Source organism: Arthrobacter sp. HS15c (genome assembly GCF_040812005.1).
Taxonomy (GTDB): Bacteria; Actinomycetota; Actinomycetes; order Actinomycetales; family Micrococcaceae; genus Arthrobacter.
This window is the reverse complement of sequence record NZ_JBFOHM010000003.1, coordinates 347264-365175: the sequence shown is the minus strand read 5'-3', so window position 1 is coordinate 365175 and position 17912 is coordinate 347264. Positions and strand designations below refer to the sequence as shown.

At 65.5% G+C, this 17912-nt stretch carries 14 protein-coding genes and 1 pseudogene; 5 read left to right on the top strand and 10 right to left on the bottom strand.

Annotated elements, in window-relative coordinates:
* Positions 1–90 precede the first annotated feature (90 nt).
* The 3 genes from ABV518_RS06760 to ABV518_RS06750 form a co-directional block, all read right to left on the bottom strand.
* The gene (locus ABV518_RS06760) at positions 91–1254 is read right to left on the bottom strand and encodes a mannitol-1-phosphate 5-dehydrogenase (protein WP_367766082.1); all 1164 of its coding nucleotides are present in this window, start codon (positions 1252–1254) and stop codon (positions 91–93) included.
* A complete protein-coding gene (locus ABV518_RS06755; protein ID WP_367766080.1) occupies positions 1254–3284 on the bottom strand; it encodes a PTS mannitol transporter subunit IICBA in 2031 nt (676 codons plus the stop codon). The genes ABV518_RS06760 and ABV518_RS06755 overlap by 1 nt, the downstream gene beginning before the upstream one ends.
* A 102-nt stretch (positions 3285–3386) precedes the next feature.
* The gene (locus ABV518_RS06750; RefSeq protein ID WP_131135388.1) at positions 3387–4109 is read right to left on the bottom strand and encodes a TetR/AcrR family transcriptional regulator; all 723 of its coding nucleotides are present in this window, start codon (positions 4107–4109) and stop codon (positions 3387–3389) included.
* Positions 4110–4268: 159 nt separating this feature from the next.
* Here ABV518_RS06750 and ptsP point away from each other — a divergent pair, with 159 nt between their 5' ends.
* The gene (gene ptsP, locus ABV518_RS06745) at positions 4269–5954 is read left to right on the top strand and encodes a phosphoenolpyruvate--protein phosphotransferase (RefSeq protein WP_367766078.1); all 1686 of its coding nucleotides are present in this window, start codon (positions 4269–4271) and stop codon (positions 5952–5954) included.
* 35 nt (positions 5955–5989) lie between these two features.
* On the top strand, positions 5990–6268 hold the full coding sequence (locus tag ABV518_RS06740) for an HPr family phosphocarrier protein (RefSeq protein ID WP_367766077.1): 279 nt from the start codon (positions 5990–5992) through the stop codon (positions 6266–6268).
* A 32-nt stretch (positions 6269–6300) separates the two neighbouring features.
* Here the strand turns inward: ABV518_RS06740 and ABV518_RS06735 are convergent, their stop codons facing one another.
* Entirely contained in the window at positions 6301–7089 is a 789-nt protein-coding gene (locus tag ABV518_RS06735; protein ID WP_367766076.1) for an alpha/beta fold hydrolase, read from the bottom strand.
* 51 nt (positions 7090–7140) lie between these two features.
* On the opposite strand from ABV518_RS06735, the gene ABV518_RS06730 reads away from it, so the two are divergent.
* Entirely contained in the window at positions 7141–7560 is a 420-nt protein-coding gene (locus ABV518_RS06730; protein WP_367766075.1) for a helix-turn-helix domain-containing protein, read from the top strand.
* Positions 7561–7634: 74 nt separating this feature from the next.
* Positions 7635–7988 carry a hypothetical protein gene (locus tag ABV518_RS06725; protein ID WP_367766074.1) on the top strand — a complete coding sequence of 118 codons (354 nt, stop codon included), beginning with the start codon at positions 7635–7637 and terminating at the stop codon, positions 7986–7988.
* 27 nt (positions 7989–8015) lie between these two features.
* Here the strand turns inward: ABV518_RS06725 and ABV518_RS06720 are convergent.
* Positions 8016–9381: pseudogene (locus tag ABV518_RS06720) on the bottom strand (PucR family transcriptional regulator).
* An 89-nt stretch (positions 9382–9470) separates the two neighbouring features.
* Between ABV518_RS06720 and ald the strand changes: the two are divergent.
* Positions 9471–10589 carry an alanine dehydrogenase gene (gene ald / locus ABV518_RS06715; protein ID WP_310166707.1) on the top strand — a complete coding sequence of 373 codons (1119 nt, stop codon included), beginning with the start codon at positions 9471–9473 and terminating at the stop codon, positions 10587–10589.
* Positions 10590–10691: 102 nt separating this feature from the next.
* Here the strand turns inward: ald and ABV518_RS06710 are convergent, their stop codons facing one another.
* The 5 genes from ABV518_RS06710 to ABV518_RS06690 form a co-directional block, all read right to left on the bottom strand.
* Positions 10692–11759: a Gfo/Idh/MocA family oxidoreductase gene (locus ABV518_RS06710; RefSeq protein WP_367766073.1), complete on the bottom strand. Its 1068-nt coding sequence runs from the start codon at positions 11757–11759 to the stop codon at positions 10692–10694.
* 146 nt (positions 11760–11905) lie between these two features.
* Complete coding sequence (locus ABV518_RS06705) at positions 11906–13624, bottom strand: ABC transporter family substrate-binding protein (protein WP_367766072.1); 1719 nt, start codon at positions 13622–13624, stop codon at positions 11906–11908.
* Between the two features lie 52 nt (positions 13625–13676).
* Positions 13677–15917: a dipeptide ABC transporter ATP-binding protein gene (locus ABV518_RS06700; RefSeq protein WP_367766071.1), complete on the bottom strand. Its 2241-nt coding sequence runs from the start codon at positions 15915–15917 to the stop codon at positions 13677–13679.
* The gene (locus tag ABV518_RS06695; RefSeq protein ID WP_367766069.1) at positions 15914–16891 is read right to left on the bottom strand and encodes an ABC transporter permease; all 978 of its coding nucleotides are present in this window, start codon (positions 16889–16891) and stop codon (positions 15914–15916) included. Before ABV518_RS06695 ends, ABV518_RS06700 begins: the two co-directional genes overlap by 4 nt.
* 2 nt (positions 16892–16893) lie before the next feature.
* The gene (locus ABV518_RS06690) at positions 16894–17877 is read right to left on the bottom strand and encodes an ABC transporter permease (RefSeq protein ID WP_131131921.1); all 984 of its coding nucleotides are present in this window, start codon (positions 17875–17877) and stop codon (positions 16894–16896) included.
* Between the last annotated feature and the right edge of the window lie 35 nt (positions 17878–17912).

The following is a 17912-nucleotide window of genomic DNA, read 5'->3' as shown; positions in this document are numbered from 1 at the left end:
GTGATTGCAGGAAGGTTCCGGAAAACCCGCAGGATCTGCGAGAGGGTTGCCGGAAAACCTGCAGGTAGTGAGAGAGCGTGCCGGGGTGGGTCAGGCGGGGGCTTTTGCCCCTTCCGCCTGACGCTCCTCCACCAGGGTGGAGAAGGCGTCGAACAGCGGATGGTCCGGAGCCAGCCCCGTGATCCGGACGGTGGCGTCGGCCGGTGATGAGGTTGCCAGGATCTGGGCGAGCTCGGTGGCCTCGGCGTCGCCGGGGTCGGTGAAGCGCAGGGCCGCCGCGATCGCGCCCAGCAGCGCTTCGGGCACGATCCCGCGCTCTGCCAGCTCGGCGGCAGGACCGATGAACCGTTCGTGCCGGCTGAGCTTGCGCAGCGGGGCGCGTCCCACCCGGTTCACGGTGTCCGGCAGGTGCGGGTTGGAGAACCGGACCAGGATCTTCTGGACGTATGCCTCCTGCTCGTCGTTGCTGAAGCCGTGCTTGGCCACCAGGAGCTGCTTGGTTTCCTCCAGGACGGCGCGGACGTCCTCCGCCACGTCCTGGTCGGCCATGGCGTCGGAGATCTTCTCCAGCCCGGCCTCAAAACCCAGGTACGCCGCGGAGGCGTGCCCCGTATTGACCGTGAACAGCTTCCGTTCGATGTAGGGCGCGAGCTCGTCCACGAACGTGGCCCCCGGGATCACCGGCGCAGCACCGCCGAACGCCGTCCGGTCGATGACCCATTCATAGAACGTCTCCACCGTGACATCCAGACCCTGTCCGGGCTCCTGGTTGGGCACGATCCGGTCCACGGCGGTGTTCGCGAACACCGCGGCGGAGTCGAGGGACCCGGCAGCGTTGTCCCAGAGCCCGGCGACCTCGGCGCGCAGGATGTCCGTGGCGTTGATGGCGTTCTCGCAGGCCATGACCTGCAGCGGCGCCAGCCCGACTTCCCGCGACGCGATGCCCCTGGTGATGGCGGGCGCCACGAACTTCAGGATGTGCGGCCCCACGGCGGTGGTGACGATGTCCGCCGTCGCGATCTCCCGGACCAGTTCCGCATCCTGTGTGCCGGAGTTCAGCGCGCGGAAATTGTCAACGGTCCGCACGGTGGGGTTCTCGCCCACCTCGTGGACGTTGTAGCTGTCAGCTGCTGCCAGCTGGCCGATGAGGTCCTCGGCAACGTCCGCGAACACCACCTCATACCCGGCCTGGTGCAGCAGCAGCCCGACAAAGCCGCGGCCGATGTTTCCGGCTCCGAAATGTACTGCCTTCACTATGCGTTGACCTTTCCGAACAGCTCCAGCACTTCATCCACGGACGTTGCGGCCTCCAGCTGGGCCACCTGGGCCTTGTTGGTGAAGACCTTCGCGATCGAGGACAGGATGTGGAGGTGTTCGTTGTTGATGCCGGCCACGCCCACCACGAACTTGACCTGCTTGCCGTTCCAGTCGATGCCCTCGGGGTAGCGGATCACGGAGACGGCGGACTTCATGATGTGGTCCTTGGCTGCGTTGGTGCCGTGCGGGATGGCCAGGTAGCTGCCCATGTACGTGGACACGGACTCTTCACGCTCGTGCATTGCCGTGATGTAGCCTTCGTCCACGGCGCCGCGGGCCAGCAGGAGACGCCCGGCTTCGTCGATCGCGGCATCGCGGGTGGTGGCGGTGCCGTTGAGGATCACGCTGTCAGCCACCAGGATGTCGGACGGCACGACGGCGGCGGGTGCCGTTGTCCCTTCGTCGCCTGCGGCGGTGTCCGCCGGAGTCTCGGCAGCGTGGGCACGATGGCCGGCGGCAGCACCGGCGTCGGACGTTTCCGGAGCGTTGCTCTTCTTGACCAGTTCAACGATCTCGTCGTACCGCGGGCTGCTCATGAAGTTGTCCACGGAGTAGTGCACCGCGCTGGACGTTGCAGGCTTGGCCCGTTCCGTCAGGTCCTGGTGCGTGATCACTACGTCGTAGGTGTCGCTCAGGTTGGCGATGGCGGCGTTGGTGACCTTGACCTCCGGGAAGCCGGCTGCCTTGATCTTGTTCCGCAGCACCGAGGCGCCCATGGCACTGGAGCCCATGCCGGCGTCGCAGGCGAACACGATGTTCCTGACCGGTCCGGCCATCACGGCAACTCCGCCGCCCGCACCGGCACCCGTCAGGGCTGAGGAGACGGAGCTCTTTTTGCCCTTCATGTCCTCCATCTTCGACGTGGCGGCGCTGAGGTCGCCCTCATCGCTGTGGCGGGTGGTCTTCAGGATCACCGACGCGACGACGAAAGAAGCCGCTGTGGCGAGCAGGACCGCGAGGATCACGCCGAGGTAGCTGTCGCGTGCGGTCTGGGCCAGCACCGCGATGATGGAGCCTGGAGCGGACGGAGCCACGAGGCCGGAGTTGGTGATGGCCAGGGTGGCAACGCCCGTCATGCCGCCTGCGATCGCTGCCAGGATCAGCAGCGGGCGCATCAGGACGTACGGGAAGTAGATTTCGTGGATGCCGCCGAGGAAGTGGATGATCGCTGCACCCGGGGCGGACGCTTTCGCCGCACCGCGGCCGAAGAACATATAGGCGAGCAGGATGCCGAAGCCCGGACCGGGGTTGGCTTCCAGCAGGAACAGGATGGACTTGCCCTGCTCCAGCGACTGCTGGATCCCCAGCGGGGTCAGCACGCCGTGGTTGATGGCGTTGTTCAGGAACAGCACCTTGGCGGGCTCGATGAAGATGCTGGTCAGCGGCAGCAGGCCGTTGCTGACGAGGAACTGGACCACGTTACCGGCGGCCGTGCTGAAGGCCGTGACCAGCGGGGAGATCCCATAGAAGCCCAGCATGGCCAGCAAACCGCCCCAGATGCCGGCGGAGAAGTTGTTGACCAGCATCTCGAAGCCGGGGCGGATCTTGCCGTCCCAGAGCGAATCGATCTTCTTCATGGTCCAGCCGCCGAGGGGGCCCATGATCATGGCACCGATGAACATCGGGATGCCGGCGCCGACGATGACGCCCATGGTGCCGATAGCGCCCACCACGCCGCCGCGGACGTCATAGACCATCCGGCCGCCGGTGTAGGCGATCAGGAGGGGCAGCAGGTACGTGATCATGGGGCCGACGAGGCCAACATAGGGCACACCTTCGGCGTTGGCGCCGAAGCCACCCAGTGCCGGGACGGGGATCCAGCCCTTCTCGATAAAGAGGGCCGTGATGAGGCCCCAGGCGATGAACGCCCCGATGTTGGGCATGATCATCCCGGACAGGAACGTCCCGAACTTCTGGACGCCAACCCGCACGCTGGTGCGGGGTTTTGCAACTGTCTGCGTTGCCATGTGATTTCCTAACCGTGATTCCTGCTGCTCCGCAGGATGGTCCGATATTTCGACGACGGTACTGCCTGTGCAAAAAGGTGGTGCAGTGTGGCTTGGGACCTGCTAGCTGCTGGTGGAGATCCGGTGAAGCCATTCGAGGAAGAGTTTGAGTTCCGAGCTTGAGAGCTGGTCTGAGTGCGACGCCTGAAGTGCGGCGTTCAGGGCAATCGCTGCCACCACCACCGAGGACTTCCCGGAGTCGTCAGGACTGCCGCCGGCAGCCTGGTCCGCGGACACCGCAAAAATCATGGCATCCCGCGTCATGGTGGACAATTCAAGGTTCCGTTCGGCGGCAGGCTCCGCAATCAGCATGAGGGTCACCCCCACGTTGGCGGCCAGGATGGACCTGGCTGCTTCCCGCGGCTGGACGTTCAGCTGGCCTGCCACTGCTGCCTTGTTCAGCATCTCCTCCATCAGGGCCTCGGCATCGGCCACGATGGCGGGGCGGCTTTCAGGACGGATATTGCCGAACATCACCAGGTACAGTTCCGGCTGGTTAAGCCCGAACTGGACGTGGTTGTCCCACATCCGCCGGATGTCCTCCAGCGGGTGCCCGGACGGGGCGAAATCCCTTTCGCCCGCGACATATTCTTCAAATCCCGCGGCGACAACGGCGTCGAAAAGACCTTCCTTGTCACCGAAGTGGTGGTACAGCGTGGGCGCGGTGACACCTGCCAGCTGCGTGATCTGGCGGGTGGAGACCGGTGAGCCCGCAGAGTTTGCCAGCAACTCGGCCGCCGCACGCAACAGTCGCATTTTGGGGGGAAGCTGGCCATCCAAACTCATAACCGCTACCCTATCACCTATAGCATTGCTATATGAACTGAATCACATACAATTTTTTCAGGCACGTTTCGCGCCACCTGACGTAGCAGTCACGGCGCCCTCGGCATGGCGCCGGGAACCTTGGCGGGCCTGGCTATCGGCAGAGAATGAGGACCTTCAGTGCAGAACTTCCCAGGAGTTGGCGTCAGCCCCGGCCGCATCATCGGCACCGTCCGGCAGATGCCTAAACCGATCAGCGAACCCCCGGCAGGCGAACAGCTGAGTGCGGGGACCTCCGCGGAGGACGCCACGGCGGCCCTCAAGGCAGCCTCGCAGGCCGTCCATGACGAGCTCAAGGCCCGGGCGGCGCACGCCACCGGAGACGGCAAGGCCGTCCTGGAAGCCACGGCGCTGATGGCCAAGGACACCATGCTGATCAAGGGCGCCGCCAAGCTCGTGGCCCGCGGCCTCTCAACCGAGCGGGCCATCTGGGAATCCGGTTCCTCCGTCTCGGAAATGCTCCATAACCTGGGCGGCTACATGGCCGAACGCGCCACCGACGTCCTGGACGTCCGTGCCAGGATTGTGGCCGCACTTCGCGGCGTCCCCGCCCCCGGCATCCCCACCTCCAGCACGCCGTTTGTGCTGGTGGCCGAGGACCTGGCCCCAGCCGACACCGCAACCCTGGACCCCAACAAAGTCCTGGCACTCGTGACAGCGGGCGGCGGGCCGCAGTCCCATACGGCCATCATCGCGCGTTCGCTGGGCCTCCCGGCCGTCGTGGCTGCCCTGGGTGTGGACGAACTCGCGGACGGCACGGAAGTGTACGTTGACGGCGCCGCGGGCAACATCACCACCGAACCCGACGACTCGCTGCGTGCCGCAGCGGATGCCTGGGCGGCCACGGCTTCCCTGCTGGCCGAGTTCAGTGGCACGGGCACGACGGCGGACGGCCACCTGGTGCCGCTGCTCGCCAACGTCGGCGGCGGCAAGGATGCCGAGGCGGCCGCGAAACTGGGCGCCCAGGGCGTGGGTCTCTTCCGGACCGAATTCTGCTTCCTCGAAAGGGACTCCGAGCCCTCCGTGGAGGAGCAGGCCGCGGCCTACAAGAGCGTCTTTGATGCGTTCCCGGGAAAGAAGGTGGTGCTGCGCACGCTCGACGCCGGTGCCGATAAGCCGCTCCCGTTCCTGACGGACTCCACCGAGCCCAACCCCGCCCTGGGCGTCCGCGGCTACCGCACGGACTTCACCACGCCCGGCGTCCTGGACCGCCAGCTGGAAGCGATCGCCCTGGCCGAGCAGCAGTCCGAAGCGGATGTGTGGGTCATGGCTCCCATGATTTCGACGGCGGAAGAAGCCGCCCGCTTCGCCTCAATGTGCGCCGACGCCGGCATCAAGACGCCCGGGGTAATGGTGGAGGTCCCGTCCGCCGCACTCACCGCCGAGGCCATCCTGCGCGAGGTGGGCTTCGCGAGCCTGGGCACCAACGACCTCACCCAGTACGCCATGGCCGCCGACCGCCAGCTCGGCCCGCTCGCCAACCTGAACACGCCCTGGCAGCCCGCCGTACTGCGCCTCGTGGGACTCACGGTCGAAGGCTCCCTCGCGGAAGGCCACAACAAACCTGTGGGCGTCTGCGGTGAGGCAGCCGCCGACCCCGCCCTCGCCGTCGTACTTACCGGGCTGGGTGTGACCACGCTGTCCATGACCGCACGGTCCCTGGCCGCCGTGGCGGCGGTCCTGAAGACTGTGACCCTCGCCGAGGCGCAGCAGCTGGCCAAGCTGGCGTTGTCCGCACCCAGCGCAACGGAAGCACGCGCCTGGGTCCGCGAAAAGCTGCCGGTACTCGAAGAACTCGGACTCTGACGCGGCTGCCGCGCCAACACCTACCAGGAGGAACAATGCCCGAACGCATCGCCACCATCGCCAGCCGCTCCGGCCTGCACGCCCGGCCGGCCGCTCTTTTCGCCGAGGCTGCCGGCGACGTGGGGGTGGAAGTCACCATCGCCATGCAGGGCGAACCCGCGGATGAGGCACTCGATGCCTCCAGCATCCTCTCGCTGATGACGCTTGGCGCGGCCAAGGGCGACGTGGTGGTGCTACGCGCCGAGGGTGAGGGTGCCGACGCGGCGCTCGATTCCCTGGTCAAGCTCCTGGAAACGGACCTCGACGCCGAATAGCGGCCGACGGAGTACCGTCAGGCGGGCGGCTGTCAGGCCGAAACGCCGAAGCCGTCGGCGGCGCGGACCCAGCCGCTGATCGCCGCGGCGGTGGCCTCCGTTGCCGTGTGCTGCAGGACGTGGCCAGCCCCGGGGACCTCCGCGAAGCTGCCTTGCTGCGCCAGCGCGGCGAGCCGTTCACACCACGGGCGGCGCGCCACCGGGTCACGGCCTCCGCGCATCACCAGCACGGGCTGGCTGACGCCCTGCATCCGGGAGTCGAGGGGATATTCCATCATGACGGGCAGCTGGGTCAGGTACCAGCGTGGACCGGCCCGGAAATAGTCCCTGAAGACGATAGCGTTCGAGGACGGCGATTCGCTGAAGACGGCATCACGGGTCAGCGCCAGCGCCTGGAGCGGCACGGACTTCCTGGTGCTGTCCACCACCGGGCCCATCAGGACCACGCCGGCCACAAGTCCGGGCTCCTGGAGGGCAAGCTCCACCGCGTATTGGGTGCCCATGGAGTGCCCGATCAGCACACAGGACCGGACTCCGGCGTCGGACAGCACGCTGTTCACAAATGCCGCGTACTCCCCCACGGCCACCTGGCGGCCGGGCCGCGGGGCGTCACCGAAGCCGGGCAGGTCGAAGGTGTAGACGTCCGCTTCCGAGGCCAGCTCGCGGTGCAGCCGTGCGAAGTAGCGGTGCGAGACGCCGATGCCGTGCAGCAGCACGTACGTGCGGCGGCTGCCGCTCCTGCCGTCGCGCGGCGGCGCCGAGGCATAGACCCGCCCGGTCAGGCCGCCCGACGTTACGTCCCGGCCATCACCTAGTTTCATCAGGCGAGCTTACCGCCACTGCTTCGGCGGGACAGGGTTAGGCTGTTGCCCATGGCACTGATAGCTCCCCGGATGACCGCCGGCCTGCCGGTTGAGGATGCAGAGAAACTGCAGCGTGCACTGGAGGGCAGCCATGACATCACTGTTTTTGTGGACGGCACCGTCCACCGGCTGCCTCCGCAGGCGCGGGACGCCGTCGTTGATCTACTCAGCCGCTTCAGCCGCGGCGAGGCAGTGGCCGTCAGCAGCGTGGAGGAAGTGCTCACTACTTCCCAGGCAGCGGAGCTTGCCGGAATCTCCCACACATTTCTGCGCAACATGACCGACCGCGGCGAAATACCGGTGGAGTACCGCGGCACGCACCGCAGGATCAGGCGGGCGGCGATCACGGCCTGGCTGGACCAGCAACGGAAGACGGAGCAGGCGAAGCAGCGGGCCAGCGAAAATGACGGTTCCGCCGCCGCTGAATGACGGAGTGATAAGGATCAAGCAACGATCTCGGCCAGGCCTTAAAACAGGCAAGCGACCGGGGTTAGGCTTGAATTGTGGCGAAATTCAGAGGGTTGCACGTGGTGGCGGGCATTGCCGCCATGCTGGTTGCCGCCATGCTGGGATCAGCCATGCGGCTGAACAACACCGCGGTGGTGATGTCCAGTTGCGTGGTGTTCGTTGCCGTTGCCATGTGGGCTGACAGTGCCATCTCCAAGCGCCGCCGCGAAGCGTCGAGCCTTTCCGAAACCCTGACCCTGCAGCAGGCAGCCTCCCTTGACCAGGCCACCTCGCTGGAACCCGGCCACGAAGTAGCTCCGGCCACCCGCCAGGACATTCCACAACGCGGCGCCCAGGACCAGTCCCTGGCACCCGGGGAGCCGTCCAAACATGAAGGAAACGCCGCTTAGGTTCCGGGTCGCCCCAGTCCTGGGTCCCTAAATCCTGGGCCGTGCCGCCCAACGGCGCATTTTCAGGGCAGCATGCAACTCAAGCCTGGGCATACCCTTGAGCGGGTCCACCCCCAGCAAGGCGCGGATGCGGCCCAACCGGTTGTAGATGCTGCTGCGGTGCAGATGAAGTTTGGTGGCCACGTCCTGCACGGCCCCGTCGTTGTCATACAGCAGCTCCAGGACAGGGATGAGTTCACCGTTCCGGTCGTGGTCCTCCAGCATCCGGAAGTAGACCGACCCGGAATCCGCCCAGGCTCCCGCACCGCCGCCGGCCGAAGCCAGCAGCTGGTAGACCCCGGTGGCCCGGCAGTCCACCAGCTCGCCCAACTGCGGATCCACCGCTGCGGCCTGCGCTGCCTGTTTGGATTGCCGGTACGCCTCGGCGAAATCACGGGTCCTAGCGAAGCCCTCGCTGATTCCCAGGATGATGCGGTGCACCGGGCGGCCGGAGCGTTTGGCCAGTTCCAGCTGATAGTGGACCAGTACCTGGGCGTGGTTGGCCCGGCCGGTGGACTCCTTGAACAACACCACGGAATGCGTTTCGGTGCCCGCACTGAACAGGGCCACGTCCACTCCGATTGTGGCCTGCAGGGCTGCCGACCGGTGGATCAGCGTGGACGCGATGGGGTCCGGCCCTCCGGCCCAGCCGTCGGCGTCCAGGACCGTGACCATCTGCCACGGCCCTTTGCCCTGGATTTCCTTCCATCCCGCAATGGCCGCCGCGGCGTTGGCCTCGCCTGAACAGGCCGCCAGGAATTCCCGCTCACGGCCGCGGCGGAACTCCGATTCCGCCGTGTTGGAGTCCAGCAGCAGCCCGGAGAGCAGCTCGATCTCGTGGTTCACTTCCGGCAGCTGGGTGAGGATCGCCGTCGGGTTTTCCTCTGCCGAGTCCTGCTGGACCCACAGATAACCCACCCGGAAGCCGCGCACCATCAGCGGGACACAGACGCGGCCCAGCATGCCAAGCTCCGGGTTGGCGGGGATGACGACGGGGCGGACCGCCGTCGCGATGCCGTGTGACAGCTGCCAGGCGCTGACGTCCACGGGGACGCGTTTGCTCAGCAGGAAGTTGACCCGGACCCGGTCCGCGTGGGACTGGTTGGAGCTGTAGGCGAGCAGCAGGCCGTCCAGGTCCTCCAGCGAAAGTCCCCGCCCAAGCTTCTGCGCCACCCGCTCCACAAGCTGTTCCACATCCTGCTGCTGCATGGGCCAACAGTACTGCCGTGGCGGGCGATACCGCGAACGGACACGAGGCGACACCTGACGCTTGCACGCTGTACAAATGTCGAGCCGACTTTCCTAAAATCGCCGAAATGACGCGGCCGGCGTGGCGGCAGCTTCGCGGATTCATGTCGCCTGCCTCACAACCGGATTTATTCTGGAATCACAACTTCCCGCGCAATGCAAGGGCCTTTCGGGCCCGTGAAAATGGAGCCCAGAATGATCATCGGTGTCCCCAAAGAGATCAAGAACAACGAATTCCGCGTGGCCATCACCGCGGCCGGCGTCAACGAATTCCGCACCCACGGCCACACCGTCCTGGTGGAGCGCGGCGCGGGCCTGGGCTCCGGCATCACGGACGAGGAATACGCGATCGCGGGGGCCGAGATCGTCGCCGACGCCGATGACGTCTGGGCACGCGCCGACATGGTCATGAAGGTGAAGGAACCCATCAAGGCGGAATATCACCGCTTCCGCAAGGGCCTGATCCTCTTCACCTACCTCCACCTCGCAGCCGAGCCCGAGCTGACCCGGGAACTGATCAACTCCGGCGTCACGGCGATCGCGTACGAAACCGTCCAGGAAGGCCGGACCCTGCCGCTGCTGGCCCCGATGTCCGAGGTCGCAGGCCGCCTCTCCGTGCAGGTGGGCGCCACGTCGCTGATGGCCCCTGCAGGCGGCAAGGGCGTGCTGCTGGGCGGCGTTCCGGGCGTCCGTCCCGCGAAGGTGGTTGTGCTGGGCGCCGGCGTGGCAGGCACCAACGCCGCAGCTATGGCGTTGGGCCTGGGCGCTGACGTCACCATCCTGGACATCAACATCAACCGGCTCCGCGAGCTCGACGCCCAGTACCAGGGCCGCCTGAAGACGGTGGCGTCGAACAAGTACGAGATCGAGAAGTCCGTGGTGGATGCGGACCTGGTAATCGGCTCCGTCCTGATTCCCGGCGCCAAGGCTCCCAAGCTGGTCAGCAACGAACTCGTGGCCCGGATGAAGCCCGGCTCCGTGCTCGTGGACATCGCCGTGGACCAGGGCGGCTGCTTCGAAGACACGCACCCCACCACGCACCAGGAACCCACGTACAAGGTCCACAACACGATCTTCTACTGCGTTGCCAACATGCCTGGCGCTGTCCCGAACACGTCCACCTACGCCCTGACCAACGTCACCCTGCGGTATGCGGTCTCCTTGGCCAACCTGGGCGTGAAGGCAGCCTTCGACCGGGACCCCGCCCTCGCCGCCGGCCTCAACATCGCCGCAGGCCACGTGGCGCACCACTCCGTGTCCGAGGCACACAACCTGCCGCTCGTAGCGGACTGGCACGAACTGGTCTCTGCTTAGTCTCGTGTGACCGTCTGAACGGCAGTCATCCAACGCGTGCTGGCTCCTTCGTCGCCTCTGACGCACGCTTTCTGGATGGCTGCCGTTCTGACGTTAAAGGCGCTATTTCGCAGCAGCCAGTTCCCTTGCCTTTTCTATTATTTTTAGGGTCTCGACGGCTTCTGCCGGGTCTACTGGGACGGGGAGGGGCGAGGTGGCGCCGCCGTCGTCGATCTTGGCTGCCAGCAGCCGGTAGAACTCCGGGTAGGCGCCTCTCTCCGTGGGCAGGGCTTCGAGGTGGCCGTCGCGGCCGAGGACGCCGGCCCATTCCGGTGCCTCGACTCCGAACTCCCTGTCCAGCGGGCTGCCGCCGGCCACGATGTACGGCTCCTGCGGGTCGATCCCGTGCTTGGTGAACGCGCCAGTGGATCCGAGGATGCGGAAGCGGGGACCCTGCTGGGCGCAGAGCATGTTCATGCTCAGGTGGCTGGTCACGCCGGACTCGTGGTCGAGGACGAGGAAAACGTCATCGTCCACCTGCTCGCTCGGACGCCGCGCCTGCAGCTCCGCGTGGGCCACGGTGGCCGGACCGAACAGCACAAGCGCCTGGTCAAGGAGGTGCGTGCCGAGATCGAACAGCACGCCGCCGCCGTCCGCCGCGGTGGCCTGGGCTTTCCACGCCTTTGAAATATCGGGGGCCCAGCGTTCAAAGCTGGACTCGAAGCGGGTCACGCTTCCCAGGGCTTCCCCGGCCAGCAGCTTCCGGACCGTGAGGAAATCGCCGTCCCAGCGCCGGTTTTGGAAGACCGTGAGCACCCGTCCCAGCCGCTCGGCGAGGGCGATCAATTCCTGCCCCTCGGCCGAACGGACCACAAAAGGCTTGTCCACCACCACATCGAGCCCGGCCTCCAGGGCGGCCTTGGCCAACGGATAGTGGGTGGCTGGAGGCGTCCCCAGCACCACGAGGTCAAGGTCCCCGGCCAGCGCAAGGACAGCGTCGCCGTCGTGCACTGTTTTGACGCCTGGATACCGCTCGACCGCGGCAGCCTGCCGTCCGGCGTCGGATGTTGCGATGACGTCCAGCGAGTAGCGGCTGTCCGCCGCTATCAGCGGCGCGTGGAAGACGCTCCCTGAAAGCCCATAGCCGACGACGGCGGTGCGGATGGTGCGTTCAGCTTCAGTCCCGGTCATAGGGGCTAGGCTACCCCCGCGCACCCTCTCTCACTTCCTGTCGGTTAAAACCAAACGCTCTTTCACTTCCAGCCGATGACCGGCCGGAAGTGAAAGAGCGTTGGCGAAAAACCTGTAACAAATGAGAGAGCGTTACAGGGGTGGGGCTACTTCTTGACCCAGCCCAGTGTGGTCCAGTCCGGAACCTGCGAGAGGCTCTGGAACAGGGACGGACCGTAGTTGGCCAGACCCGTGCGGACGAAGGAGATCTGCGGGCCGTTCATCACGACACCCATGGAGAAGTACTTCGCCATGTGCTCCTTCTCAACTTCCATTGCTGCCTTGTTGCGCTCGGCGTTGTCCTCGATGGAGGCGAGGTCGGCGATCTTCTTGTCCAGCTCGGCGTCGCCCAGGCCGTTCTCGTTGACCTTGGAGTCGTAGTACTGCTTCACGGCGTCGGTGGCGTCCGGACCAACGGTGTAGCCGGAGACGCTCATGTCGAAGTCGCGGCCGCCGATGACCTTGCCGAAGTCGGCGGAGGCGCGCTGGTCGATGCCAACTTCCATGCCGCCGGCCTGGAGCTGCTTCTGCAGGGTCTGCGTGAAGGCCAGGGTGGTGGGATCGTCACCGAAGTTGCTGATCTTGAAGGCGGCGGGAACGCCGCCCTTCTCCATGATTCCGGCAGCGTTCGGGGCGTAGCCGGCGTCGGTCAGGACCTTCTTGGCTGCGTCCGCGCCGGTTTCCTTCACAGGGTAGTTGTCCTGGTAGTACTCGGAGAACGGCAGGAGCATCATGGAGCCGGAGCTGGGCTCTTCCCAGTTCAGGCCGTTGAAGCGGACCTTGCGGAGGGCCTCTCGGTCAACAGCGGCGAAGATGGCCTTGCGGACCGCCACATCCGTGATCTTCTGGGCGTTGATGTTCATGCCGCCGGCGAAGAGGCGCTGGCCGCGGCGGACTTCGGAGTCCTTGGTGCCCTCGAGCTGCTTGTAGAGGGAGATGGTGTTGGCGGACATGCCGTCAATTTCACCGTTCTTGAAGGCCGCGATCTGGGCACTGGTTTCCAGCTGGCGGAAGACCACGCTTTCCAGGACAGGCTTGGTGCCCCACCACTTCTCGTTGGGAACGAGGGTCACGGTCTTGGCCGCGGCGTCGTATTGGTCAAGCTTGAAGGGGCCGGCCATCCATTCCGGATGCATGTTGCCCACGAAGCCTTCATTGAAGATTGCCGGCGTGTTGACAGCCGGGTGGATCAGGCCGAAGAAGAGCGAATCGACCGGGTAGACCGGCTGGCTGGTCTTGACGATGATTTCCTTGTCGCTGCTGCCTGCCTCGACGGACTCAACGAATTCGTAGGCACCGGAGCTGACGATGTCGTAGCCGGCATCAGGGCTCTTCAGGATGTTCCAGGTGTTCTGGAACGCCTTGATGTCGATGGGTGTGCCGTCGTTGTAGGTGGCCTTGTCGTTGACTTTGATGGTGACGGTCTGCTTGCCGTCCACCACCTTGCTGTCCACTGACTCGCAGAAGTCCTTGTTCGGCGTTACCTTGCCAACGAAGTCCACCTTCCAGCAGCCGCCCATGCCGCCGCTGTTCACGGCTACCGGGTTGATCGGGATCTGCAGGGCGGAGTTGTCTGAGCTGTTGCCGTTGTTGGAGAAACCGTTGAAGTCCGGTCCGATGCTGCCCAGCGGCAGGGTGACTTTGCCGCCCTTCTCAAGATCCGCGACCGGCTTCTCGTTGATGCTGATGAGCTTGGAGAGGTCGCTGCCTGACTCTTGGCCCTTTGCCGTTTCGGGTCCGGTGGACGTGCCTCCACCGCCACAGGCAGTCAGCGTCAGAGCAGCCGCAATGGCCGCCGCTCCGCCGATCTTGGTCAGATTCTTCATGGTGTTCCCTTCATTCGTGCGAGTGGTGGTGCTTGTGATGGGTCGAAAAAATCTAGGGTGCATGGGGTTCCGCCGTTTCGTGGACCACCAGCATGTCCTCGGCCAGCTCGCCGTCGGGGAAGAAACAGGCGAACTGCTGGTCCGCCGGGGGCACCCGGCCAGACTCCAGGGTTTGTGCCGCGGCCGAGGCCGGAACGGATTCGAGCGGCGGTTCGAGGGTGAGACACTTCTCCTGCTTCGCGGCGGGGAGGGCCGCGAAGACGGGGCAGCGGGTGGCGAAGTTGCAGCCCGTGGGCGCATCGAGGGGGGACGGAAGGTCGCCCTCGAGGATGATGCGCTCCCGGGTCCGCTCCAGTTGCGGATCCGGCACAGGAATCGCTGACAGCAGCGCCCGCGTGTAGGGATGGCGGGGGTTGTCAAAGACCCGGTCCACCTCACCGATCTCCACGATCTTGCCCAGGTACATCACGGCCACCCGGTTGGAAATGTGCCGGACCACCGAGAGGTCATGGGCAACCATCAGGTAGCTGAGGCCCAGCTCGGCCCGCAGCTGGTCCAGCAGGTTGATGACGCCGGCCTGGACGGAAACGTCCAGGGCGGACACCGGCTCGTCGAGGACCACAAGCTTCGGGTTCACGGCAAGGGCACGGGCGATGCCCACGCGTTGCCGCTGGCCACCTGAGAACTGGTTGGGGAACCGGTTGACGTGGTCGGGCTGCAGGCCCACCAGCTTCATCAGTTCCATGATGCGCTTCCTGATGGCCTGTTTATCCAGGCCGGCGTTCTGCAGCGGTTCGGCCAGGACCTCGTACACCGTGAACCGGGGATCCAGTGCCCCGGTGGGGTCCTGGAACACCATCTGCAGCTCGCGGCGCATGGCGCTCCTGGCCTTGGCCGTCGTGGCTTCCTTGTTGCTCAGTCCGCCGATGACCACCTCGCCGTCCTGGTCCTTATGGAATTCCATAATTTCCAGGAGCGTGGTGGTTTTCCCGGAGCCGGACTCCCCCACGATGGAGAAGCACTCGCCCTCGCGGATGTCGAAGCTCAGGCCGTCCACCGCCTTGACGGTGCCGATGCGCCGCTTCAGCAGGGCGCCCTTGGTCAGGGGGAAGTGCTTGCGCACGTCCTTGAGCTCCAGCACTGTGGCGCGTTCCCCGCGGGGGATGGCGTCGAAACGGGACACCGGCACCGGGGGTGCGGAGAAAATTTCCAGGACGTCCGCGTCCGAGCCCAGCGCATCGGATTTGATGCAGGCAGCCTTGTGTCCCGGCTGGCCGCCGGCAGAAAGCAGTTCCGGCTCACCGTCCCTGCAGGCATCCGTGACCAGAGGGCATCGCGGCGCGAACGAGCAGCCGGTGGGCGTGTAGATGAGGTTGGGAGGGATGCCGTCGATGGGCACCAGCGAGCTCTTCTCAGCCACGTCCACGCGCGGCACCGCCCCCAGCAGGCCCATCGTGTAGGGCATCCTCGGGTCGTAGTAGATGTCATCCACCTGACCGGTCTCCACGGGCCTGCCGGCGTACATCACCATGATGTCGTCGGCTATGCCCGCAACCACGCCCAGATCGTGGGTGATCATCACGACGGCGGCGCCGGTCTCCTCCTGCGCGGTGTGAAGCACCTCCAGCACCTGGGCCTGGATGGTGACGTCCAGTGCCGTCGTCGGCTCATCCGCGATCAGCACCCGCGGGTTGTTGGCTATGGCGATGGCGATCATGACACGCTGGCGCATTCCGCCGGAGAACTCGTGCGGGAAAGCTTTGAGCCTGTCCTTCGGACTGGGAATCCCCACCATTGCCAGGAGTTCGACGGCGCGGGCTTCTTTCGCCTGCTTGCTCATCGTGGGGTTGTGGATGGTGAGGGCCTCGGTGATCTGGGCACCCACCGTAAAGACGGGCGTCAGGGACGAGAGCGGGTCCTGGAACACCATGGCGATGTCGTTGCCCCGGTAGGCGCACATCGCCTTGTCATTGAGGCCCAGCAGTTCCTTGCCCATCAGCCGCACGGTCCCGGCGATTTCCGCCGTCGGCGGCAGCAGGCCCATGATGGCCAGCGAGGTGACCGACTTTCCGGAGCCTGATTCGCCCACGATGCCCAGGGTCTTGCCCGGCATCAGGTCGAAGTCGACTCCGCGGACGGCGTGCACCACTCCGTTCTCGGAGTTGAAGCGGACGTTCAGGTCCCGGACTGACAGGACAGCGTCCGACGGCGAATAGAGGCCCGCGACCTGGAGCCGTTCGGCGGCGGAGTGTGATGTGGAGTCCGCCGGTTCGAGGTACGTTCCGCTGCTCATTTCGCCGGCTCCTTAACGCTGTTTTTCTTCTTGGCTTTGCCGGCGGAACTGGAGCTGGGGTCAAACGCGTCACGCAGGCCGTCGTTCATCATCGCCAGGGAGCCGGTGAGCAGGAACATCACTGTCAGGGGGACCCAGAACATCCACGGGAAGGTCTGGACCTGTGACGTGGCGCCGCCGATCAGCACCCCCAAGCTGACGTCCGGGACTTTGATGCCGATGCCGATGAAGGAGAAGGCGACTTCGGCCAGGATGGCGCCGGTGACACCGCGGGTGATGTCGAGGACCAGGAGGGAACCGATGTTGGGCACCAGGTGCCGCCAGACAATCCTGCGGGGCGGGACTCCCATGTACTGGGCCGCCTTGACGAAGTCCCGCTGCATCAGCGACATGGACAGGGAACGGATGAGCCGGGCCGTGCCCATCCAGCTGAAGACCAGGAGCACGATGATCAGGAGGAGCCAGCTGGGCAGGTTCTTCTTGAGCCCGTCCCCGCCGCCGCTGGTGGCCACCGCCACCACGAGCAGGGCCGGCATCATGATGAGCGCCTCGAGGACAAAGAGCATGACCTTGTCCACTTTGCCGCCGAAGTAGGCCATGGTGCAGCCGTAGACCGCGGCGATGAGGACGGAGACCAAGCCGACTATCAGGCCGATGAGGATGGAGATCCGGGTGCCCTCGACGGTCATGGCAAACAGGTCGATTCCGGCCTGGGAGGTGCCCAGGTAGTGGTCGGCGGAGGGCGGCATGGCGATGTTGAAGGGGTCGATGGTCTCCTTGTCCCAGGGGGTCAAGTACCCGCCGACGAAGGAGAAGAGCGTCAGGCCGAGGAAAATGAGGAGGCCAGCCACTGCGGTCCTGTTCCGCATAAAACGGCGGAAGATGATGGTGGATTTGCCGATGATGACGTCGGCGCTTTCCAGGTGCGCGTCCTGCGCCACGGCTGCCGGGTCAACGGCATTGAGGTTGGTCATGGCTACTGCACCCTCACTCTCGGGTCAACAAGCGTGGTGGCGAAGTCGGCCAGGATGGCGCCCAGGGCGAAAATGACCGAGCCGTAGGCCAGCGTTGCCGTGGCTGCGTTGACGTCCTGCAGCGAGATGGCGTCGATGCTCCAACTGCCGACGCCGGGCCAGGCAAAGATTTTTTCCGCGAAGAAGCCGCCCGCGAAGATGGCCGGGATGGTGAAGGCGATGCTTTGGGCCACGGGGATGAAGGAGACTCGGAGGGCGTGCCGGGAGATGGCCTGGTTCCGGGTCAGGCCCTTGGCGCGGGCGGTGCGGACGAAATCCGCGTTGACGTTGTCCAGCAGGTATTGCCGCTGCGCGATCTGGTACGAGCCCCAGCCCACCAGTGTGATGGCCACGGTAGGTACTGCGTAGTGTGCCAGCATGTCCAGGGACTGGGCCCAGCCCTGTTCCATCCCGGGCGTCGAGATGCCTGTGACAAAGAAAATCCGCTCACCGACGGTTTCGTTGATGTTGATGGCACCCAGCTGCACCAGGAAGTAGGCGATGGGTGCGGGCACGATATATGCGAGGTAGCTGTAGGACGTGATGACCCGGTCCTGGAACTTGTACTGGCGGGCCGCCGAGTACACGCCGAGGGCGACGCCGATCACGAGCGTCAGGATGATGGAGGCGAGGAACAGGCGGGTGGAGATCCACACCCGGTCGCCAAACTCGGCGTTGACGAAGGCGCCGTTGGGGCTGCGGCCCCAGTCCCATCGGGTCACGATGCCCGTCAGCCACTCCACATAGCGTTCCCACGGGCTAAGGTCCGGGTCCAGGCCTTTGAGGCGCATGGAGTTCGCGACCTGCTCGGGGGTAGGGCGGGGAATCCGCTCCTGCTCCAGCAGCGCGGGCTTGAGTGAGCTGACCGCCAGGAAGTAACCGGCCGACGTGGTCAGGAAGATCATAAAAACATACGTGATTCCGCGCTTGGCGAGGTACCGGAGCATGTGGCAGCTACTTCTGAATCGCCGCTGCCGGGTGC